The 19,703-nt window shown below is 60.7% G+C and carries 18 protein-coding genes and 1 pseudogene; 10 read left to right on the top strand and 9 right to left on the bottom strand.

Going from position 1 to position 19,703, the window contains the following annotated elements; genetic code table 11:
* Nucleotides 1–127: 127 nt before the first annotated feature.
* A pseudogene (locus PG881_RS18065) lies at nt 128–366 on the bottom strand (transposase); the annotation flags it as partial.
* Here PG881_RS18065 and PG881_RS18070 point away from each other — a divergent pair.
* A complete protein-coding gene (locus PG881_RS18070; RefSeq protein ID WP_270801832.1) occupies nt 310–474 on the top strand; it encodes a hypothetical protein in 165 nt (54 codons plus the stop codon). The pseudogene PG881_RS18065 and the gene PG881_RS18070 sit on opposite strands and share 57 nt — an antisense overlap.
* Before the next feature lie 189 nt (nt 475–663).
* On the opposite strand, the gene PG881_RS18075 is transcribed toward PG881_RS18070, so the two are convergent.
* From PG881_RS18075 to dsdC, 3 genes are read right to left on the bottom strand one after another with little or no spacing between them, the layout of a single operon-like run.
* Nucleotides 664–1,725 carry an HNH endonuclease gene (locus PG881_RS18075; RefSeq protein ID WP_270801836.1) on the bottom strand — a complete coding sequence of 354 codons (1,062 nt, stop codon included), beginning with the start codon at nt 1,723–1,725 and terminating at the stop codon, nt 664–666.
* A complete protein-coding gene (locus PG881_RS18080) occupies nt 1,709–2,374 on the bottom strand; it encodes a class I SAM-dependent methyltransferase (RefSeq protein ID WP_077097107.1) in 666 nt (221 codons plus the stop codon). The genes PG881_RS18075 and PG881_RS18080 overlap by 17 nt, the downstream gene beginning before the upstream one ends.
* Nucleotides 2,375–2,416: 42 nt before the next feature.
* Entirely contained in the window at nt 2,417–3,376 is a 960-nt protein-coding gene (gene dsdC, locus PG881_RS18085; protein WP_270801838.1) for a DNA-binding transcriptional regulator DsdC, read from the bottom strand.
* Between the two features lie 214 nt (nt 3,377–3,590).
* Between dsdC and dsdX the strand changes: the two genes are divergently transcribed.
* From dsdX to PG881_RS18100, 3 genes are all read left to right on the top strand, one after another.
* Complete coding sequence (gene dsdX, locus PG881_RS18090) at nt 3,591–4,928, top strand: D-serine transporter DsdX (RefSeq protein WP_270801840.1); 1,338 nt, start codon at nt 3,591–3,593, stop codon at nt 4,926–4,928.
* Nucleotides 4,929–4,944: 16 nt separating this feature from the next.
* Nucleotides 4,945–6,276, top strand: a complete 1,332-nt coding sequence (locus PG881_RS18095; RefSeq protein ID WP_270801843.1) for a D-serine ammonia-lyase — start codon at nt 4,945–4,947, stop codon at nt 6,274–6,276.
* Between the two features lie 334 nt (nt 6,277–6,610).
* Nucleotides 6,611–6,787: a hypothetical protein gene (locus tag PG881_RS18100; RefSeq protein WP_011705338.1), complete on the top strand. Its 177-nt coding sequence runs from the start codon at nt 6,611–6,613 to the stop codon at nt 6,785–6,787.
* Nucleotides 6,788–6,874: 87 nt separating this feature from the next.
* Here PG881_RS18100 and icd read toward each other — a convergent pair whose 3' ends face one another.
* Together icd and PG881_RS18110 are read right to left on the bottom strand one after the other, a co-directional pair.
* Nucleotides 6,875–8,128: an NADP-dependent isocitrate dehydrogenase gene (gene icd / locus PG881_RS18105; RefSeq protein ID WP_017786499.1), complete on the bottom strand. Its 1,254-nt coding sequence runs from the start codon at nt 8,126–8,128 to the stop codon at nt 6,875–6,877.
* A gap of 202 nt (nt 8,129–8,330) precedes the next feature.
* Nucleotides 8,331–9,206 carry a helix-turn-helix transcriptional regulator gene (locus PG881_RS18110; RefSeq protein WP_270801846.1) on the bottom strand — a complete coding sequence of 292 codons (876 nt, stop codon included), beginning with the start codon at nt 9,204–9,206 and terminating at the stop codon, nt 8,331–8,333.
* Between the two features lie 129 nt (nt 9,207–9,335).
* Here PG881_RS18110 and manA point away from each other — a divergent pair, with 129 nt between their 5' ends.
* On the top strand, nt 9,336–10,535 hold the full coding sequence (manA, locus tag PG881_RS18115; protein ID WP_270801848.1) for a mannose-6-phosphate isomerase, class I: 1,200 nt from the start codon (nt 9,336–9,338) through the stop codon (nt 10,533–10,535).
* Between the two features lie 239 nt (nt 10,536–10,774).
* Nucleotides 10,775–11,281 (top strand): hypothetical protein, encoded by a 507-nt coding sequence (locus PG881_RS18120; protein ID WP_270801850.1) that lies wholly within the window; start codon nt 10,775–10,777, stop codon nt 11,279–11,281.
* Between the two features lie 76 nt (nt 11,282–11,357).
* Here PG881_RS18120 and PG881_RS18125 read toward each other — a convergent pair whose 3' ends face one another.
* Complete coding sequence (locus PG881_RS18125; protein WP_011705333.1) at nt 11,358–11,507, bottom strand: hypothetical protein; 150 nt, start codon at nt 11,505–11,507, stop codon at nt 11,358–11,360.
* 735 nt (nt 11,508–12,242) lie between these two features.
* Here PG881_RS18125 and PG881_RS18130 point away from each other — a divergent pair.
* From PG881_RS18130 to PG881_RS18140, 3 genes are all read left to right on the top strand, one after another.
* Entirely contained in the window at nt 12,243–14,129 is a 1,887-nt protein-coding gene (locus tag PG881_RS18130) for a PTS fructose transporter subunit EIIC (RefSeq protein ID WP_270801852.1), read from the top strand.
* Between the two features lie 194 nt (nt 14,130–14,323).
* The gene (locus PG881_RS18135) at nt 14,324–14,611 is read left to right on the top strand and encodes a hypothetical protein (protein WP_041217730.1); all 288 of its coding nucleotides are present in this window, start codon (nt 14,324–14,326) and stop codon (nt 14,609–14,611) included.
* 91 nt (nt 14,612–14,702) lie between these two features.
* Nucleotides 14,703–15,491 (top strand): hypothetical protein, encoded by a 789-nt coding sequence (locus PG881_RS18140; RefSeq protein WP_270801855.1) that lies wholly within the window; start codon nt 14,703–14,705, stop codon nt 15,489–15,491.
* Nucleotides 15,492–15,518: 27 nt separating this feature from the next.
* On the opposite strand, the gene PG881_RS18145 is transcribed toward PG881_RS18140, so the two are convergent.
* Both PG881_RS18145 and malX read right to left on the bottom strand, forming a co-directional pair.
* A complete protein-coding gene (locus PG881_RS18145) occupies nt 15,519–16,721 on the bottom strand; it encodes a MalY/PatB family protein (protein WP_270801858.1) in 1,203 nt (400 codons plus the stop codon).
* A gap of 73 nt (nt 16,722–16,794) precedes the next feature.
* A complete protein-coding gene (malX, locus tag PG881_RS18150) occupies nt 16,795–18,381 on the bottom strand; it encodes a maltose/glucose-specific PTS transporter subunit IIBC (RefSeq protein WP_270801860.1) in 1,587 nt (528 codons plus the stop codon).
* Nucleotides 18,382–18,655: 274 nt separating this feature from the next.
* Here malX and PG881_RS18155 point away from each other — a divergent pair, with 274 nt between their 5' ends.
* The gene (locus tag PG881_RS18155) at nt 18,656–19,693 is read left to right on the top strand and encodes a Mal regulon transcriptional regulator MalI (protein ID WP_029301454.1); all 1,038 of its coding nucleotides are present in this window, start codon (nt 18,656–18,658) and stop codon (nt 19,691–19,693) included.
* Nucleotides 19,694–19,703 lie beyond the last annotated feature (10 nt).

Here is a 19,703-nt window from a genome sequence, read left to right on the forward strand (position 1 = left end):
GACTCATGATGAACCCTGTTCCATGGCTCCAGATGACAAACATGATCTCATATCAGGGACTTGTTCGCACCTTCCCTTGCTGGCACAGCTGTAATCGGGGGCGCACAGAGGAAACATTCATCAACTAAATCAGAGAGTCGAGTAGTCCTTGGGTCACTCGCTGGGAGAGGCCGAAAATCCCCTTGAGAATCCAGAAGGTAGAGATGGTCTGGCCAGTGAAAACTGGCTACGTCCCCGTCGCCCGTGATGGTCGGGGTGGAACCAATTGTCCATTGCATCTGCATCAACCCAGAAGGCGAGGGAGCCACAGTGGATCAGAAACTTGATGTATTGAGACCAGTTGGTGATGGGGTGACGCGACTTGATGCAAACATGAAGGGAATGGTGATGATCACCACTCCCTCAGTTAGTTCAATTCAAACGCCGATTTGGGAAACAATCACACGTCAACCAAATATTCTGGATTTTCCTTGAGACAAGATGGTTTTACAGCATGTACCACTGCATGTACCACCAAAGCTTAACATGAAAAATTTAATCACTTAAAATCAATGGCTTAATAGCACAATTCAGACTCCCCCAGCCAAACGTTTGGAAAGGGCCACCTCGCAAGAGCTGGCCCTTTTTATATCCGGCATCCTGACACTTAGAAAAGATTCACGCCTACCAAGAAGGCAGGGAGATATCCAACCCAGGCACTGTAACGTCAACAAACTCGTCAATGCCCCGCCACAACCGAGCCTGCTCACGAACGGCCTGCTGATAGGCCCAAGTCACTATAGCGGTAGAACGTTCGGCATCAACCCCCACCAAAAGCCTGAGCTCGTCGGTGAGGAGTGTTCCGTGCGTCACAATATTCTGCTCATACCAAGCATCCCTGTGTTCTGGCGCTGCGAGGAAGTCTCGCTTGCTGCGATTGCAGTTAGCATGTGCCAGCACGAAGTTGTGACCCAGATCAAGAGGATAACGGCGCCAAGGGATGAAGTGATCCACCTCGCCAGCCCCCTGTATCGCCTTGCGGCAGTAAAAGCAGATTCCCCCCTGCAACTCTCTCAGTACTTTCCCAACCCGTCCCAGCCCCTGCCGGCGTGAACCAAAGAGAAAATCTTCCAGCCCCACACTGGGACCAATCAGCCCCTGATTCCCCTTTATGTCGCAGATAAGTTGCAACCAATGTTGTCGGGAGAGGGAAACCACCAGATCGTAAAAGCGATGAAGACAGTAGAGAATACCGGGGTTAAGGCAAATGTGATCCGCCCCCTTGTGATGAGGATAGAGGTGGCACACCTCCTGCCCTCCCAGGATCTGCAAACGCCATAACGGGCCTTCAATCAAGATACGCCGCACTCGGGCAATGAGAGGCCGCCAAGCAGAATGGCCCCGCAAAGCGGTCACCGAACTCACACCCTCTTCACGCAGCCGAGACAACTCTGTCAGCATGATTGCCTGACGTCCGCTGCTCTGCTTAAGCAAAGCAGCACTCTCTTCCGTTGCCGAGTAAGGTAGAGAGTGCTGCCAGTAAAGCTCAACAAACTTGGCTGCAAGCTCATCCAGCGTGATGGTACGGGCAGCTGCCAGTTCATGGCTATCGGCATTACGCCCGATGGCGATATCTGCAATTCCGTGAAGCAAGGCGCACTTGTAAGTAGCCACAAAGTCGCCTTCGGTGAAAATACGCTGCAGATAAGCGATGAAAGCAAGTTGTTGCTCAGGGGAGGCGTGCATGTGTTCCCCCCAGGATCAGGCTCTGCCAACTTAACTCACCACGAGCCATGACATCCTGTTGTAGGGCCGAGGCATGGAGGATCGTCAGCCCCTCCTTCCGTGCCAGACACTCAACTTCCTCGAGGCTCACCGGGAACATAGCCCGCTCCCGCGCCTCCTGCTCCGATACGGAGAAGCGAAGGCTCAACACCAGATAACCCTGTGGCGACAGCAGCTCACCAAGACGAGCCAAGGCCAGCGGGCGATCCGCCAAAGACAAATGCATCCAGACCGCACTGAGCAGGATCAGATCAAAAGGGCCGATTACATGAGAGAGTGCTGGCATGGAATCATTGACCCACGTCACCGCTAGCGTGCGAGTATGGTGTTGACCCAACGCACTGAAGGCGTGGCAAGGTTCGACCGCCACCACATGGTGGCCGGGGTTAAGGCCAGCCAAAAAGGCTGTATCCCGTCCACTGCCCGCCCCTACGTCAAGCAATCTGCGTGGGGCCACCACCAGCCAGGGTTCCAGCAATCTGAGCCAATCACCATGAACGGCACGGGCAGGGATCTGTTGATAGCGGGCCGCCAGTTCGTGGGCATGATACTGGTAGTAAGCAAGAGACACGATGCGTTCCAATCGGGAAAGGAATAAAAATAATCTCACAGGATCAGTGAGTTGGCTATTCCTTCATATACAGAAGGGAGCTCAATCCCTCTCCCCCGCCTGCTGGCAGGCCCAGTCGATGAAGGCTTGCGCCTTGGGGTTCTGGCAATTGGGCAGGGTGGCGATGTAGTAGCGCTGGGCACAGCGCACCGCCATGTCCGGGAAGGGGGCCACCAGCTCGCGCCGTGCCAGCCGCTTGCTCACCAGGTTCTGCCGTCCCATGGCGATCCCGGCGTGATTCATGGCGGCGATGATGGCAAGATCGGAGCGATCAAACCCCATGCTGGCCCTGCATGCCGAAAGCGACACGCCGGACTGCTCGGCCCAACTGGACCACTCGTCGCCGTCGGAGTCATGGCCCCAGGCTTGCCGATCATGGAGCAGGCGGCAGTGCGCCAGGTTGGCCGGGTTGCCGAGCAGCCCGTGCTGTTCGGCATACTCAGGGCTGCACACCGGCACCATGTACTCGTCCATCAGCGGATGGATGGCGAGCCGCGCAGGCGTCTTGTCGTCGAAATAGAGGGTGAGATCGATGCCGTAACCGTGCAGGTTGATGTTCTCGTTGCCGGTCATGATGTTGAGCTCGATCTGGGGATGCAGGCGGGAGAAATCCGCCAGCCGAGGCACCAGCCAGCACTGGGCGATGGAGGGGCGCGAGTAGACGGTCAGGATGCCCGACAGCTCCTGATGGCGGATCTCCAGGATCTCCTGGTTGATGAACTCCAGCGATGACTTGAGCGCCCAGAACACCCGCTGCCCGTCTGCCGTCAGCGCCACCTTGCGGTGAAAGCGCTGGAACAGCTTGAAGCCGAGATCCTCCTCCAGCGCGCTGATGCGGTGGCTCACCGCACTCGGGCTGAGCGCCAGCTCGTCGGCCGCCAGCGCAAAGGAGCCGTGTCTGGCTGCCGCCTCGAAGGTGTGCAGTCTGGCCAGCTGATAGCCGTTGAGCAGTTTGTTTCCCGCAACACTGCTTCTCGCCACATAGTTCTCTTCGCCGTACATATGCCTCCCCTTGCGAAACCGGCACCGATGATACCGAAAAAGCGGCCCGCTGCATCAGCTCACACCATGCAAAACCACCTTCACACCATAAATGTGATGAATGTGGCACCTTTGCATCAACCCAGATCATCCAAGCTGCCGATTTCATCATTTGTCAGGGAACCTGCATTTTCATTCAATAGCGCCAACATCATTCCCATGACAGAGGCACGCCATGAATTCAGAAATGTGGATCGTCGGAACCCTGCTGACCAGCATACTGCTGATCGTCGTCACCATAGTGAAAGGCAAGGTCCACCCCTTCCTCGCCCTGCTGCTGGCGAGCTTCTATGTGGGCGCCCTGATGGGGATGAACCCGCTCAAGATGGTCAATGCCATGGAGGAAGGCATAGGCGGCACCCTGGGCTTTCTGGCCGCCGTCATCGGTCTTGGCACCATACTCGGCAAGATGATGGAGGTGTCGGGCGCCGCCGAGCGCATCGGCCTCGCCCTGCAGCAGTGCCGCTGGCTGTCACCCCAGGTGACCATGGTGCTGGTCGGTCTGGTGTGCGGTATCACCCTGTTTGTGGAGGTGGGTGTGGTGCTGCTCATTCCGCTGGCCTTCTCCATCGCCCGCAAGACCAACACTTCGCTGTTGACCCTGGCCATTCCGCTCTGTACCGCCCTGATGGCCGTGCACTGCATAGTGCCGCCCCACCCCGCCGCTCTCTATGTCACCAACCAGCTGGGTGCCGATGTGGGATCCGTCATCGTCTATGGCCTCGCCGTCGGGCTGTTTGCCTCGCTGGTGGGTGGCCCACTGTTTCTGAAGCTGCTGGGCAAGCGGGTACCGTTCAAGGAGGTGCCTGCCGCCTTTGCCGACATCCAGGCCCGCAACGAGGACGAGCTGCCGACCTTGAGCGCCTCGCTCTTTACCGTGCTGCTGCCCATTCTGCTGATGCTGGTCAAGACGGTGGCCGAGCTCAACATGGATCACGCCAGCCACCTCTATACCCTGCTGGAGTTTATCGGCAACCCCATCACCGCCATGTTCATCGCCGCCTTCACCGCCTACTACGTGCTGGGGATCCGCCGGCGCATGCAGATGGAAGGGCTGCTGGACCAGACCGAGCAGTGTTTCTCCTCCATCGCCAACATACTGCTGATCATCGGTGCCGGCGGCGCCTTCAACGGGGTACTCAAGGCCAGTGGCCTTGGGGACGGCCTGGCCACCATTCTCTCCCAGCTCGACATGCATCCCATCCTGCTGGCCTGGCTGGTGGCCATCGTGCTGCACGCCGCCGTGGGCTCCGCCACCGTCGCCATGATGGGGGCTACCGCCATCATCTCCCCCATCATGGTGCACTACCCGAACATCAGCCCGGAGATCATGACGCTCGCCATCGGCTCCGGTGCCATTGGCTGCACCATGGTGACCGACTCCCTGTTCTGGCTGGTCAAGCAGTATTGCGGCGCCACCCTGAACGAAACGCTCAAGTACTACACTACCGCCACCTTTGTCGCCTCCCTGATGGCGCTGGCCGGCACTTTCCTGCTCTCCTGTATCGTGTAACGAGGCCGAGAACACCATGAAAAACATCGATGTATCACAACTCACCCAGCAGTTTCCGCTGCTGCAATCCCTGATCGCGCTGGAACCGGTCAGCTGGTTCAACCCCAAGGCCACCACCCTGGTGGAAGGTCTTCCCTATGTGGGGCTCGATGGCAGCGATGTGGCGGATGCCTCCACCCGCCTGACCCGCTTCGCCCCCTACCTGTGCGAAGCCTTCCCCGAGACCCGTGCCAGCAAGGGCATTCTGGAGTCCGAGATCGCAACCATTCCCGCGATGCAGGCCACTCTCAACCAGCGTTACGGCCTTGAGGTCAGCGGTCGATTGCTGCTGAAAAAAGACAGCCATCTGCCCATCTCCGGCTCCATCAAGGCGCGCGGCGGCATCTACGAGGTGCTGGCCCACGCCGAGCAGCTGGCGATCAAGGCCGGTCTGCTCTGCGAAGAGGACGACTATCGCAAGCTGTTCACAGACGAGTTCCGCCACTTCTTCAGCCAGTACAGCATCGCGGTGGGCTCCACCGGCAACCTCGGCATGTCCATCGGCATCATGAGCGCCCGCCTCGGCTTTCGCGTCACCGTCCACATGTCGGCCGATGCGCGGGAGTGGAAGAAGCGCAAATTGCGCGAACATGGCGCCATCGTGGTGGAATACGCCGAGGATTACGGGGTGGCGGTGGAGCAGGGACGCAAGGAGGCCGAGCGCGATCCCGCCTGCTTCTTCATCGACGACGAGAACTCCCGCACCCTGTTCCTCGGCTACGCGGTGGCCGGTGAGCGGGTGAAAAAGCAGTTTGATGACATGGGGATTGTGGTGGACGCCGACCATCCGCTGTTTGTCTACCTGCCTTGCGGCGTCGGTGGCGGCCCCGGCGGGGTGGCCTTTGGCCTCAAGCTCGCCTTCGGTGACAACGTTCATTGCCTGTTCGCCGAGCCGACCCACTCCCCCTGCATGCTGCTCGGGGTGCACACCGGCTTGCACGATGCCATTGCGGTGCAAGACCTTGGCATCGACAACCTCACTGCGGCCGACGGCCTCGCCGTGGGGCGCGCCTCCGGTTTTGTCGGCCGCGCCATGGAGCGGCTGCTGGCAGGTTTCTACACCCTGAGCGATCAGGAGATGTACGACCTGCTGGGACTCTTGGCCCGCGCTGAGCAGATAAAGCTCGAACCTTCTGCGCTGGCCGGCATGGCAGGTCCGTGGCGCGTAGCGGCCAACCTTGCGTGGCAGGCCGGTCAGGGGCTGGATGCAGCAAAAATGGCTCGGGCCACCCACCTGGTGTGGGCCACCGGTGGCGGCATGGTGCCTGCCGAGGAGATGGAAAAGTACCTGGCCAGCGCCCGCCGCTGATCTTTTTTTCAGCCATAAAACCCGCCAGACTGGCGGGTTTTTCTCGTGTGGGATCAGCAAGATGGCGCCCCTTCTCACCATCCCACACATCAGACGGCCAGACAGCTGGACACCTTGAATTGCCGACAATCCCCCCAAGCTGGTTATTTTGTGATACGATAGTGGCCGTTTTTTGACATCTGCACCCACGTTGGCGCCCTGATCCGGCGAGATCGCGACCCAATCCGTTGATCACAACCATCACGGGCATGCAGAAAAACCGTGGCCTGATGGCCCCGTCCGGCACAAAGCCTGGCGGCGGTCAGCAAGACACACGAGATAAGGAGATCGGGCAATGAAACAATATCAAAGCTGGCTGGGACAATATCTGATGAGTCGCCGCGATGGGGATCACGCCATGGCATCCGAACTCGCCAGCTCCATCTGCGAGTTCTGGCAGGCCCAGGGAGACGAGGCCGAATTCAGCAAATGGCAGCAGATCTACCAGCAGCACGTGGAAAAGACCACCTGACCCATTGGGTGCCCCCATCGGCACTCGCCCATCACCCATAAAAAAACCGGCGCTCATGGCGCCGGTTTTGCATTTCAGTGACCCAGATCACATCTGGTCGACCATGTCCTGGGCGAACTGGGAGCAGGAGCGCAAGGTGGCGCCTTCCATCAGACGCTCGAAGTCATAGGTGACGGTCTTGTTGCGGATCGCCGCTTCCATCCCCTTGATGATGAGGTCGGCCGCCTCAACCCAGCCCATGTGGCGCAGCATCATCTCGGCAGAGAGGATGAGGGAGCCCGGGTTGACCTTGTCCTGACCGGCGTATTTCGGCGCGGTGCCGTGGGTTGCTTCGAACAGGGCCACGCCGTCGCCGATGTTGGCACCCGGCGCGATGCCGATGCCGCCCACCTGGGCCGCCAGCGCGTCGGAGATGTAGTCGCCGTTCAAGTTCATGCAGGCGATGACGTCATACTCGGCCGGGCGCAGCAGGATCTGTTGCAGGAAGGCGTCGGCGATGACGTCCTTGACCACGATGGTCTTGCCGGTTTTCGGGTTCTTGAAGGAGCACCAGGGGCCGCCGTCGATGAGCTGGGCATCGTACTCTTTCTGGGCCAGGGCATAGCCCCAATCCTTGAAGGCACCTTCGGTGAACTTCATGATGTTGCCCTTGTGCACCAGGGTCACCGAGTCGCGATCGTTGTCGATGGCATACTCGATGGCGGCACGGACCAGACGCTCGGTACCGGCCTTGGACATGGGCTTGATGCCGATGCCGCAAGTCTCGGGGAAGCGAATTTTCTTCACGCCCATCTCGTTTTGCAGGAAGGCGATCACCTTCTTGGCTTCGTCGCTGTCTGCTTTCCACTCGATGCCAGCGTAGATGTCTTCGGCGTTCTCGCGGAAGATCACCATGTCGGTCAGATCAGGACGCTTGACCGGGCTCGGGGTGCCCTCGTAGTAACGGACCGGACGCAGGCAGATGTAGAGATCCAGCTCCTGGCGCAGGGCCACGTTGAGGGAGCGAATACCGCCGCCGACCGGGGTGGTCAGCGGGCCCTTGATGGCCACGCAGTATTCACGAATGAAATCCAGGGTTTCGGCCGGCAGCCAGGCACCTTCGCCATAGACATGAGTCGACTTCTCGCCGGTGTAGATCTCCATCCAGGCGATCTTGCGCTCGCCTTTGTAGGCTTTCTCGACCGCGGCATTCACCACATTCAACATGGCCGGGGTCACGTCCACACCGATGCCATCCCCTTCGATAAACGGAATGATCGGATGGTTGGGAACCTGCAGCTTGCCGTTGGCATCGACTGTGATTTTCTGGCCCTGGGTCGGGATAACTACTTTGCTTTCCATCGGCATCTCCTAACTTCCGTTTGTTATCAATCTGTAAGTTGCGCGCGGCCATCTTAAGCCCATCCATTTGCAGAATCAAATGGCGAGCACGCATGTCAGACCATAGTCGCGCACTGGATCACAATGCGTCCCTTCTGCCTGCTCCGGATCCGAAGCAGCCCCGCCGGCGCCTGACTCGGACAGGCTCCAGCAGCATCCCTGCTTATCCCACCAGCCCCTCGGCCTGCCCCTGCGGCTGGCTGAGTGCCCGGTACTGGGAGGGGGTCAGCCCGGTCTTCTGCTTGAACACCCGGCAAAAATAGTTCACATCGCTGTAACCACAGCGGCTGGCCACCTCTTCGAGGCGAAAGCGGTATTTCTTGAGCATGAACTTGGCCCTATCGATGCGCACCCAGCTGATGTAATCGGCCAGGCGCATGTGCCCCTGCTCGCGAAACAGGTGCGACAGGTGGCTGGCCGAGACGTTGAAGCGATGGGCGATCGAATCCCGGCTGATGGGGCGGTGAAAGTTCTCCTGGATATAGATGCAGATCCCGTGAAACAGCTCGGCCCCCCGCGGCCGCTCGAAGGTGGACTCGGCCAGCAGCTGGCGCACGCTGGTGAGCAGCGCCTGCAGCAGGTGATTGTCGGTGGGGGAGCGCGCGGGATCCTCGGTCAGCACGTTGAGCGCCGCCAGTATGTGTTCGTTCACATGGCCGGCCCGGGCCATGATGCTGTGCTTTTGTACGTCAAAGAAATCGGGGTCTTCCTGCCGCTTGCTCACCAGACTGAAGCCGAGCTGGCGCTTGCCGAACAGCAGGCTCAGCACCGAGCAGTCGGTGGTCCAGAGCGGCTTGTTCCAGCCGTTGGGGGGGATGTAGAGCGCCTGCCCCGGGGCGATGCAGATCTCCTGGCAGCCCTGCTCCCTGTCCCAGATCTGGTTGCAATACTCACCGCTGAACACCAGCTCGAGGCGGGGAAAGTTGACCTGATAGCTGAAACCGGGCGGTACCCCCTGATCCTGGGCAAACCAGATCTGGTCAAAGGGGGCCTGCTCGTGGAGGGCGCCATCGAGCAACTGGCTGAAGACAAGAGACATGCTGATCCTGATCAAGAGAGAGGCAAGCGGTTGCGGTGCCCGCGACCGCCCATGTTATAGTCCGGTCCACGGCAGCAATGCCACCCTTTTCTGCACCCGATTTTCTGCACACCAAATGAGGCATCCCTTATGAGCAGTCGCGATCTGCCCTCTTTTTTGTCAATGCAAAATCCGATTCAAGGCTACGACTGGGGCAGCCATGACGCCCTCACCACCCTGTTCGGCATCCCCAATCCGGCGGGCAAGCCCCAGGCCGAACTGTGGATGGGTGCCCACCCCAATGGCTGCTCCGAGGTAGTGCTGGCCGGGCAGGCGCAAAAGCTCTCGACCCTGATAGAGAACGCCCCCGCCGCCGTGCTGGGCGAGGCCACCCAGGCCCGTTTCGGCAGCCTGCCGTTCCTGTTCAAGGTGCTGTGCGCCGAGAAGGCCCTCTCCATTCAGGTGCACCCGAGCAAGGCGCAGGCCGAAGCGGGCTTTGCCAAGGAAGAGGCCGCTGGCATCTCGCCCAAGGCCACCAATCGCAATTACAAGGATCCCAACCACAAGCCCGAGCTGGTGTTTGCCCTCACCCCCTATCAGGCGATGAACGGCTTTCGCGCCATCCCGGCCATCCTGGCGCTGTTCGAGCGGGTCAAGCTGCCCGCCCTTGCCGAGCTGGTTGCCACCCTCGCCGCCAGCCAGAATGAAGCGGGCCTGCAGCACTTCTTCCACCAGTTGCTGGTGCTGGAAGGGGTGCGCAAGGAGGAGGCACTGGCGGGCCTGCTGGCCTATGCAGGCCAGCATCAGGATGAAGAGACCTTTGCGCTGATCACCAGCCTGGCCGCCCAGTATCCGGGGGATGTGGGGCTCTTCTCGCCGCTCTTGCTCAACGTGGTAACCCTGCAGCCCGGTCAGGCGATGTATCTGGACGCCTGCACCCCGCACGCCTATGTGCGCGGCACTGGCCTTGAGATCATGGCCAACTCCGACAACGTGCTGCGTACCGGGCTCACTCCCAAGTACATAGACGTGGCCGAGCTGCTGGATTGCACCCGCTGCTTGCCCAAGCCGGACGACCAGATCCTGCTGGTCCCCCGCATGGAAGGGGCGGTGCAGCACTTCGAGGTGCCGGTGCCGGACTTCACCTTCAGCGTCTACCCGGCGGGCGAGCACCAGCTCACCACCGCCAGCGCCGAGATCCTGTTTGCCATCGACGAGGCCGTGATCCTCAAGCGCGGTGACGACACTCTGCGCCTCGAGAAGGGGCAGTCCGCCTTCATCCCGGCCGCCACCGGCCGCTACCAGCTGCTGGCCGAGGGCCGGGTCGCCCGCGCCGGCAACCGCAGCTAAACCGGTCTGCATCGACCCACGACCACAAGGGCCATCCAGGATGGCCCTTGTTTTTTGGCGGTCTCAGCCCCCGCGCTCCTTTGCCCTTTGCCGACAAATTTCTTGATGTGCGGCATAAATTCATCAGATCCTGCTGTCGTCCTCTGCCGGGTTGGCTATCATGCCCGTCTGGCTATCACTGCGCCTTGACCCTCGCCGGGGCCACCACAGTCACCCGGCACCCGTTCAGGAAGAACATCATGAAAGGCTACTGCGGACTATCCGTTTTATTGCTGGCGCTGCTGGGCAGCCCGGTGCATGCCGCCTGTGACAAGGGGGTGGCGCTCAGGCTGGCCAAGGCGTTCTGGAACGAGCACAAGGATTTCTATTACGCCGACCCGGCGCCGCTCAAGGCGCTGCTCACCCCCGACTTCTTCGCCGTGCTGAGCAGCGAAGCTGCCTGCAACGCCGACGGCGAGGTGTGTGCCATTGATGCCGATCCCTGGATCAACGCCCAGGATGGCGAGGTGAGCGAACCCGTCAGCTTCACCCTGGCCAACGAGCAAGAGCAAGGGGTAACGGTCAGGATGCAGTATCTGTTCGCCCTCTCCGACACCCAGAAAGAGCCGCAGACGGTCAGCCTCCACTTTCAAAAGAGCGGCGACAACCGCTGCTACCTGATGGATGACTTCATCCCCCCCGGCGACAGTTCCCTCAAGCAGCGCCTGCGCCAATGGCAGAGCCACAACGCCATCGAACCGCAATAAAAAACCCCCGCCGTGCTGGCGGGGGTTTTGTATTCTGCCGGGCCACGTGCGCCTCAGCGCAGGGCTGGCCACGGGGTCACTCCTCCACGGCCTCCGGCTGAGGCTCTTCAGCGCGGATCTGCTGCAGCTCTTCGACCCTGGCCTGCCATTTGTCGTGGGCCTGTTTGCGCTCCTGTTGCTTGAACTCTTCGCGCATGGTGTCGATCTCTTGGACCAGTTTTTCCATCGGGATGTCTCCTTACATCTGGGTGAACATGACAAGTAAAACGGGTTGACGGCACACTCCGCATCAAGGGCGTTGGCCTGTCGGTTCATCAGGTTTGACTTCCGGTTTGCCAAAACTGTCCAACTAAATAAACGATTGGATATGCAAAAAGCAATCTAAAAAATGATTAAACGTCTCTCGGCAGGCCATCAAAAGAAGGTCAAAACCACCTCTTTTCACTCCGACCAAGAAAATACAACATATTAATTATCAAATAGTTAAGTACACACCACTACAAATCCACACACCCTTTTCAATCGGCCGATTATGCACTGATTTTTCACACCCCCTTCTTGCGTTTCCTGCCGCCCCGCCACCATAAGCATCCCCCACGGCCAGGCCGCCGCTTTTGCCGACCGGCTCACAATTCTTCCACCCGTTCCAGCGCACAAATCTCCATCCCGTCGCCTGCCGGCAGCATTCAGGCTCACCACTTATTGGTCATCAGCCGCACTCAGATTAAAAATAACCACCTGTTTTAAAATGCATTTTTATACAAGCGGGATCACCCGCTCAGGCGGGACAAAATGCGAGCAGGGTCACAGGCAGGCGCCATCGACACAAAAATCCAGTAAAGGGCACATATCTCCGATTTCGGCCGAGGCACTTGGGAGAAACAATAGGCAGGTCAACCCGTTGCACCACCCTTTTCAACAGGACCACTTCCATTCGGACGGCACCAGCCAGGAGAGAACCATGCTCACCACCCTGATAGATGAAGGATTGATCTGCCTCGAACTTGCGGCCCGCGACAAGCAGGCGCTGTTTGTCGAACTGGCCGCCAAGCTCAAGGCCAGCGGCAAGATAGCCAGTCAGGAGCAGTTTGTTCGCGACCTCTGGGCGCGAGAGGAGCTGGACAACACCGGCTTCGAGCAGGGAGTCGCCCTGCCCCACGCCAAGAGCGAGGCGGTGCGAGAGCCCGCCATCGTGGTCGGTATCAGCCGCCAGGGCATCGACTACGGCGCCGAAGATGACGAGCCCTCCAGGCTGTTCTTCATGATTGCCTCCCCGGCGGGGGGCGCCAACCACCATATCGAGGTGCTGGCCGAGCTCTCCACCAAGCTGCTGGAACCCGGTTTCATCGCCAGCATGCAGGCAGCCACCAGTCGTGCCGAGGTACTCGCCTTGCTGGCCGCACCAGGGCCGTCCGCAGCCCCTGCCGCCCCTCAGGCGCAACCTGCCCAGCCGGCGGAGGCGCAGGAGCGCGGCATCAAGGCCCAGCTCAACACCCTCAAGCAGCATTTGCTGTTCGGCACCTCCCACATGATCCCCTTCATAGTCGCGGGGGGCGTGCTGCTGTCGCTGTCGGTGATGATCAGCGGCAAGGGCGCCGTGCCCGAGGCGGGCGTACTCAAGGACATGGCCGACATGGGAATTGCCGGGCTCACCCTGTTTACCGCCGTGCTGGGCGGCTACATTGCCTACTCCATGGCGGACAAACCGGGCCTGGCCCCCGGCATGATCGGCTCCTGGATTGCAGTGCAGCAGTTTCACACCGGTTTTCTCGGCGCCATCCTGGTGGGCTTTATCGCCGGCCTCATCGTCAACCAGCTCAAACGCATCAAGCTGCCGGATTCCATGAGTTCGCTCGGCTCCATCTTCATCTATCCGCTCATCGGCACCTTCCTGGCGTGCGGCATCGTGATGTGGGTCATCGGCGCCCCCATCGCCGCCATGATGGAAGGGATGAACCACTGGCTCTCCGGCATGGCGGGCTCGGGCAAGGTGATGCTGGGGGCCATCCTGGGTGGCATGACCGCCTTTGACATGGGCGGCCCCATCAACAAGGTCGCCACCCTGTTCGCCCAGACCCAGGTCAACACCCAGCCCTGGCTGATGGGCGGGGTCGGCATCGCCATCTGCGTGCCGCCGCTCGGCATGGCGCTGGCCACCCTGCTCTCGCCCAAGCGCTACAAGAAAGAGGAGCGTGAAGCGGGCAAGGCAGCCGCCATCATGGGCATGATCGGTATCAGCGAGGGGGCCATTCCGTTTGCCGCCGCCGACCCGGTGCGCGTCATCCCGGCCATCGTCGCAGGCGGCATCGTCGGCAACATCACCGGTTTCATGATGCACAGCATCAACCACGCCCCCTGGGGTGGCTGGATCGTGCTGCCGGTGGTGGAGGGCAAGATGGGCTATATCCTCGGCACCCTGCTCGGCGCCCTCACCACGGCCCTTATCGTCAACCTGCTGAAAAAGCCGGTCAGTGACACCGAAGAGAGCAATGAGCGCCAGGAGGAGTACCAGATCATCGAGGCGGAAGGGGAAGCCGAAGTGCTGGCCATCACCGCCTGCCCCTCCGGCGTGGCCCACACCTTCCTGGCCGCCAAGAGCCTGCAAAAAGCGGCCGCCAAGGCCGGCATCAAGCTCAAAGTGGAAACCCAGGGCGCCAACGGCATCATCAACCGCATCAGCGCCAAGGACGTGGCCAACGCCCGCTGCGTGATCTTTGCCCACGATGTGGCCATCAAGAACAAGGAGCGCTTCGCCCATATCGAGGTCATCGACGTCAAGACCCGGGAGGCCATCCACAACCCGGAAGGGCTGCTGGCCCGCACCCAGCCGGGGTGCCAGGTGGCCTGACAACGGCACTTGAGAGTACCTACGACAGAAGGGGCCAAAGGCTCCTTCTTTTATCTCGGTATCAGATAACAGCAGTCCTTCTTCATCAGCCGCCCGAACGGGGATAGCGCCCTCACCCTCAGGATCGATAAGATAGGAGCCATATTGTGCCTTCGCTGGCCTGGCGACCGCACCTGGATGGAGCCTTGCAAAACATGGAATTGACGGACGTACTGCTCACCCTGGCGGGTCTGGTGACCGCCGGCATCATTCTCAAGAATCGCGCGGTGACCCAGCCTGACTGGGACAAGCTACCTACCCTGCCCGAGTATCTCGCCCGCCATCCCGAATGCGCCACCGACGACAGTGAAAACGCCAGTTGCTGTGCCTGCGGCTCTCACAAGGTGCTGTTTCAGCCGCTGACCGGCGCCGGCGATTACCGTTTGCGCCACACCTGCCTGGCCTGTGGCAAGGTGCTGTTTCGCAGCCGCGCCATTCTCTGACAGGATGCCACCGCCATGCCATTACTGTACGCCTCCTCCTTGACGGCTTAACCTTCATCACAACCAAGCCCAAACAGCACGAAGGGATTTGATGACACCAAATCTGGATCTGAACACCCTGCGCAGACGCTGGCTTAAAAAACATTTGCAAGAACTGCGGGCAGCAAAAAATGAGGAAGAAGAGAAAGGAGGCATACTGGGATTCGTCGGTATTCTATGCGCTCTTATCCCCTTAATGACGGCGGCTGTGTACTTTGTAGGAATGCGTTATTACCACGGTTATCTGGGACAATTCGGGTTGGAGTATACCGAGTTCTCTCAACCCGCAGATGTCACTCTCTTCCACGGATTCGTTCTACTACTCAAGCTGTTTTTACCTTACGTACTTCCTCTGGTTATGACCGTGGGGATACTGTTCGTCATACTCTCAGCCCTATTTTTCAAGGTTAAGTGGCGACTAACGCTTTCCTGGTGGGCGATCCGTTTTTTTGCTCTACAACCGATCGTGCTGAAGGGAGTGAAAATTGCTCACAACTATCCAGCACCTTTTACTTTTAATTGCCTGACTTGGTTAAAAGGCGCCTATCTAAAATTTGCACTTTTTATTCTTCCCCTCCTGCTGGTTGTTTGGGCATCCGAATACACTAAACCAATGGGAGAAAAGGAGGCCAATCTCCAAATCACCCGCCTCCAGCAAAACAAGTGGCCGCAGACAGAGGCCCATAGTCAGTGGCTTATGCTCGGGGATGAGCCCCATATCCGCATCGCCTGCAACGCTTCCCACTGCGCCTATCGCCTCAAGGGGGGTGATACCCTGATCCTGCGCTTTGATCAGATAGAAGAGACCCGCTATCGGCCTGACAAGGCCGCCTCGAAATAGCAACCGCCGCCCTCGGGCGGCGGCGCGCTATCCGGCCAGCAGCTCTTGCAGTGCACTTATCAGGGCGTCGAGGCCTTTCTCTACTTTTGAGCGAGGGCAGCCAACGTTGAGGCGAAGATAGCCTTTTCCTTCGGCGCCGTAGGTGTCGCCGCGCATGATGGCGACCCGGTATTTCTCCACCAGCAAGGTTTGCAGCGCATCCATCCGCTCGGTGGTGTCGATGCCAAGGCCGCGCAGATCAATCCAGGCAAGATAGGTCCCCTCGGGCACCCGATAGTCGATGGCGGGGAAGGCGGCGTTGAGCCGCACCGCCACCTGGGTGAGGTTGCCGTGCAGATAGGATTTGAGCGCATCAAGCCAGGCGCCGCCGTCCCGATAGGCGCTGATATGGGCCAGCACCCCGAGAATGGGGGGCGATGAGAGGCCGTGGGCCGCCTTGAGCCGCAGCAGATAGCCGGCCCGCGTCTCGGCGTTGGCGATAAAGGCGTAGGCGCCGCCAAGGGCCGGAATATTGAAGGATTTGGAGCCCGAGCTCACCAGCGCCCAGCTTTCGTCCTCTGCCACCTCGCTCCACGGCAGGTAGCGGGCAAAGCTCACATCCATATGGATGTCGTCCGAGATGACCTTGACCCCGTGGCGCTGGCAGATAGCGGCCATCCGGCCGAGTTCATCCCACGTCCAGACCCGGCCGGTGGGATTGTGGGGGCTGCACAGCAGCAGAATCCGGCACTCGGGGCGAGCCGCCTGTTGCTCAAAGCAGGCCCAGTCGATCTGATAACTCCCCTCTGCTTTTTTGAGCGGGCAAGGCAGCAGCACCCTGTCGTTGGCGGCCAGCATATTGCCGAAGGCATCGTAGGCGGGGGTATGCACCAGCACGCCTTCGCCGGGAGCAGACCAGAGGCTCACCAGCTGGGCAATGATGTAGATGACCGAGGGGCCGTAAACCAGCGTCTCGGGGTCGAGGGTTGCCCCGTAACGGCTGGCGAACCAGTCACTCACCGCCCCCTTGAAGTCGTCGTGATTCCAGCGGCTGTAGCCAAAGACCCCGTGCTCAAGGCGCTTGGCCAGGGCCGCGCGAATGCAGGGGGCAGTCTCGACATCCATGTCGGAGATGGTAAAGGGGAGCAGGTCGGCGTGGCCGAAGCGATCGGCCACATAGTCCCACTGGGTGCAGTAGGTGCCGTGGCGATCGACGACGCGATCAAAATCAAAGGAGTCGGTATTGGGCATCTCTTTCTCACCAGTAAAACAGCAATGAACAAGGGGGCATGGCGCCCCCGAGGTAGGGTAACAGAGGGCCGACTCAGGCCCTCATCAGGCTCTGCAGCTGGTTTTTCACCAGATGGACCTGCGGGCCGATCACCACCTGCAGGTTGTGCTCGTCGAGCTTGATCACCCCGATGGCGCCGTTCGCCTTCAATACCTTGTCATCGACCCGGCTCATGTCCTGCACCGACATCCGCAGGCGGGTGATGCAGTTATCGAGCGCCAGGATATTGTCGGCGCCGCCCAAGGCGTTGAGGATCACCTCGCCGTTGTAACCGCTATTGCCGGCCTTCTTGCCCGCGGGCTGGGCAGCCTCGCTGGCCTCAATCTCGCGGCTCTCTTTTTCACGGCCAGGGGTTTTGAGGTTGAAGCGCACGATGGCGAAGCGAAACACCCCGTAGTAGATGGCAAACCAGATAGCGGCTGCGACCGGAACCAGATACCACTTGGTGGCGGTGCCCTGCAGCACGCCGAACACCAGAAAATCGATGAGGTTGCCGTCGGTGTTGCCGATGGTGACGCCGAGCAGCCCCATGGTCATAAAGCCCAACCCCGTCAGGATGGCGTGAATGACGTAGAGCACCGGCGCCACGAACAGGAACAGGAACTCCAGCGGCTCTGTGATGCCGCCGATGACGCAGGCCACCACGCCGGAGACCAGCAGCGCCTTGATCTTGCCGCGATTTTCCGGGCGAGCGCAGTGATACATGGCGAGCGCCGCTCCCGGCAGGCCGCCGAGGAAGGCCGGCATCTTGCCCTGGGAGAGGAAGGAGGTGGCCGATACCGAGAACTGGGTGGTGTCGGCGCAGGAGAGCTCGGCGTAGAAGATGTTGAGCGCGCCGCTCACCTCGTTGCCGCACACCAGCGATGTGCCGCCCGCCTCGGTAAAGCGAATGAGCGCCACCAGAATGTGGTGCAGGCCGAGCGGCAGCAGCAGCCGCTCGCCGGTACCGAACAGGAAGGGGCCGAAGGGGCCGGCGTGGGAGATGAGCGTCCCGATACCGTTGATGCCGGCGGCAAACCAGGGCCAGACCAGGGGCACCACCAGACCGACCACCCCCAGCACGATGGCGGTGATGATGGGCACGAAGCGGGCCCCGCCGAAGAAGGCGAGCGCATCGGGCATCTGGTAGGTATAAAAACGGGCGTGCAGTTTGGCGACGATCACCCCGACGATGATGGCCCCCAGAATGCCGGTGTCGATGGAACTGATGCCGAGGATGGATTTCACCCCGTAGGCCTTCTCCGCTGCCGCGTCACCGATGACGTTGGCCACCGTGATGTAGAAGTTGATGGAGAGGTTGAGCGCCGCGTAGCCGACGAAACCGGCAAAGGCCGCCACCCCCTTCTCTTCCCGTGCTAGCCCCAGCGGAATGGCCACCGCGAACATCACCGGCAGGTAGATAAAGGCCACCAGCCCGACCTTGGTCATCCAGAGGAACAGCAGTTGCAGCACGGTATTGTCGAGGAAGGGCATGCTCTGCTTGACCGCATCGCTGGTGAGCGAGCTGCCGACACCGAGCAGAATGCCCGAGAAGGCCAGCAGAGCGACCGGCAGCATGAAGGTCTTACCGAGGCTCTGCAGGAACTCCCATACGGTGGATTTGGCGGGGGACTTGGCCATGTGTCAGATCCTTGTGAGGTGAGGGTCATTCGATACGCCTGCCCACTAGCCTCCCTGACGGATGGCAACGGCGAGCCGTATCTGGTTTTGCTGGATGATAAAACGTTTTATCAGCTCACAAGTGCCGACAGGATCACAGTTCAACCGCCCTGCTGGACGCTGTCCTCAAATTTGTGAGGCAGATCCATGGGCGCGGGATGTAACGTTTCACTCGGCAACCCAAGCGGGTATGCTGTGCACCTCGTCTCTTCGCCTTGATCGCCACCGCCTGCCTATGTCGCCCAAACCGCTGCTCGCCAACAACCCCAAGATCACCGACGTGGCCCGGCTGGCCGGGGTCTCGGTCACCACCGTCTCCATGGTGCTGCGCGGCAAGGGGCGCATCTCGCCGGCCACCGCCGAGCGGGTGCAGCAGGCGATCAGGGAGCTCGACTACGTGCCCAACAGCGCCGCCGCCAACCTGCGCAGCCAGCAATCCAACCTGGTGGGGCTGATCCTGCGCGACATCACCGACCCCTTCTATACCGAGGTGACCGCCGGGGTGAGCGAGGTGCTGGAGCAGCAGGGCTATCTGCTGTTTCTGACCCAGTGCGGCCACAGCCCGGAGCGGTTGCAGCAGAGCATCCAGTCCCTGTCGCGCCAGGGGGTGGCGGGCATCATCTTCAACCCGGTGCGCGGCGCCGCCGCCAAGCCGCTGGAGAATCTGCTTGGCTCGGCGCTGCCGCTGGTGTGCGCCGCCCGCTCCTACTATCGGGACGACGTGGACTTTATCGGCCCGGACAACACCCACGCCGCCCAGCAGGCCACCACCTATCTCATCGAGCAGGGCCACCGCCATATCGCCTACGTCGGCGGGCGGGCCGACTCCCTCACCCGCGCTGAGCGCATCGGCGGCTACTGTGCCAGCCTGCTGCAATACGGCCTCCCCTTCAAACCGGAGTGGGTACTGGAGTGCGAGCGCACCCAGCGCAGCGCCGCCGATACCATCGCCCAGCTATTGCACCGGCACCCCAAGGTGACCGCCGTGCTCTGCCACTACCCGGAGGTGGCCCTCGGCGCCATCTACGGCGTCGAGGCGAGCGGGCGCAGCGTGGGCAAGGACAACTACGTCGGCCAGCAGGTGGCCCTGCTCGGTTTTGACGACGTGGCGGAGGCCGAACTCACCTTCCCCGCCCTCACCTTCGTCAGCTCACCGGCCCGCGACATCGGCCGCCAGGCCGCCCTGCGCCTGCTGACCCGATTGCAGCAACCCGAACTCGCCCCCACCCGCCATCTCATCATCCCCAGCCTGCAAAAGCGGGCATCGGCCTAAGCTGGGTGGC

Source organism: Aeromonas sp. QDB54 (assembly GCF_027707385.1).
GTDB lineage: Bacteria > Pseudomonadota > Gammaproteobacteria > Enterobacterales > Aeromonadaceae > Aeromonas > Aeromonas hydrophila.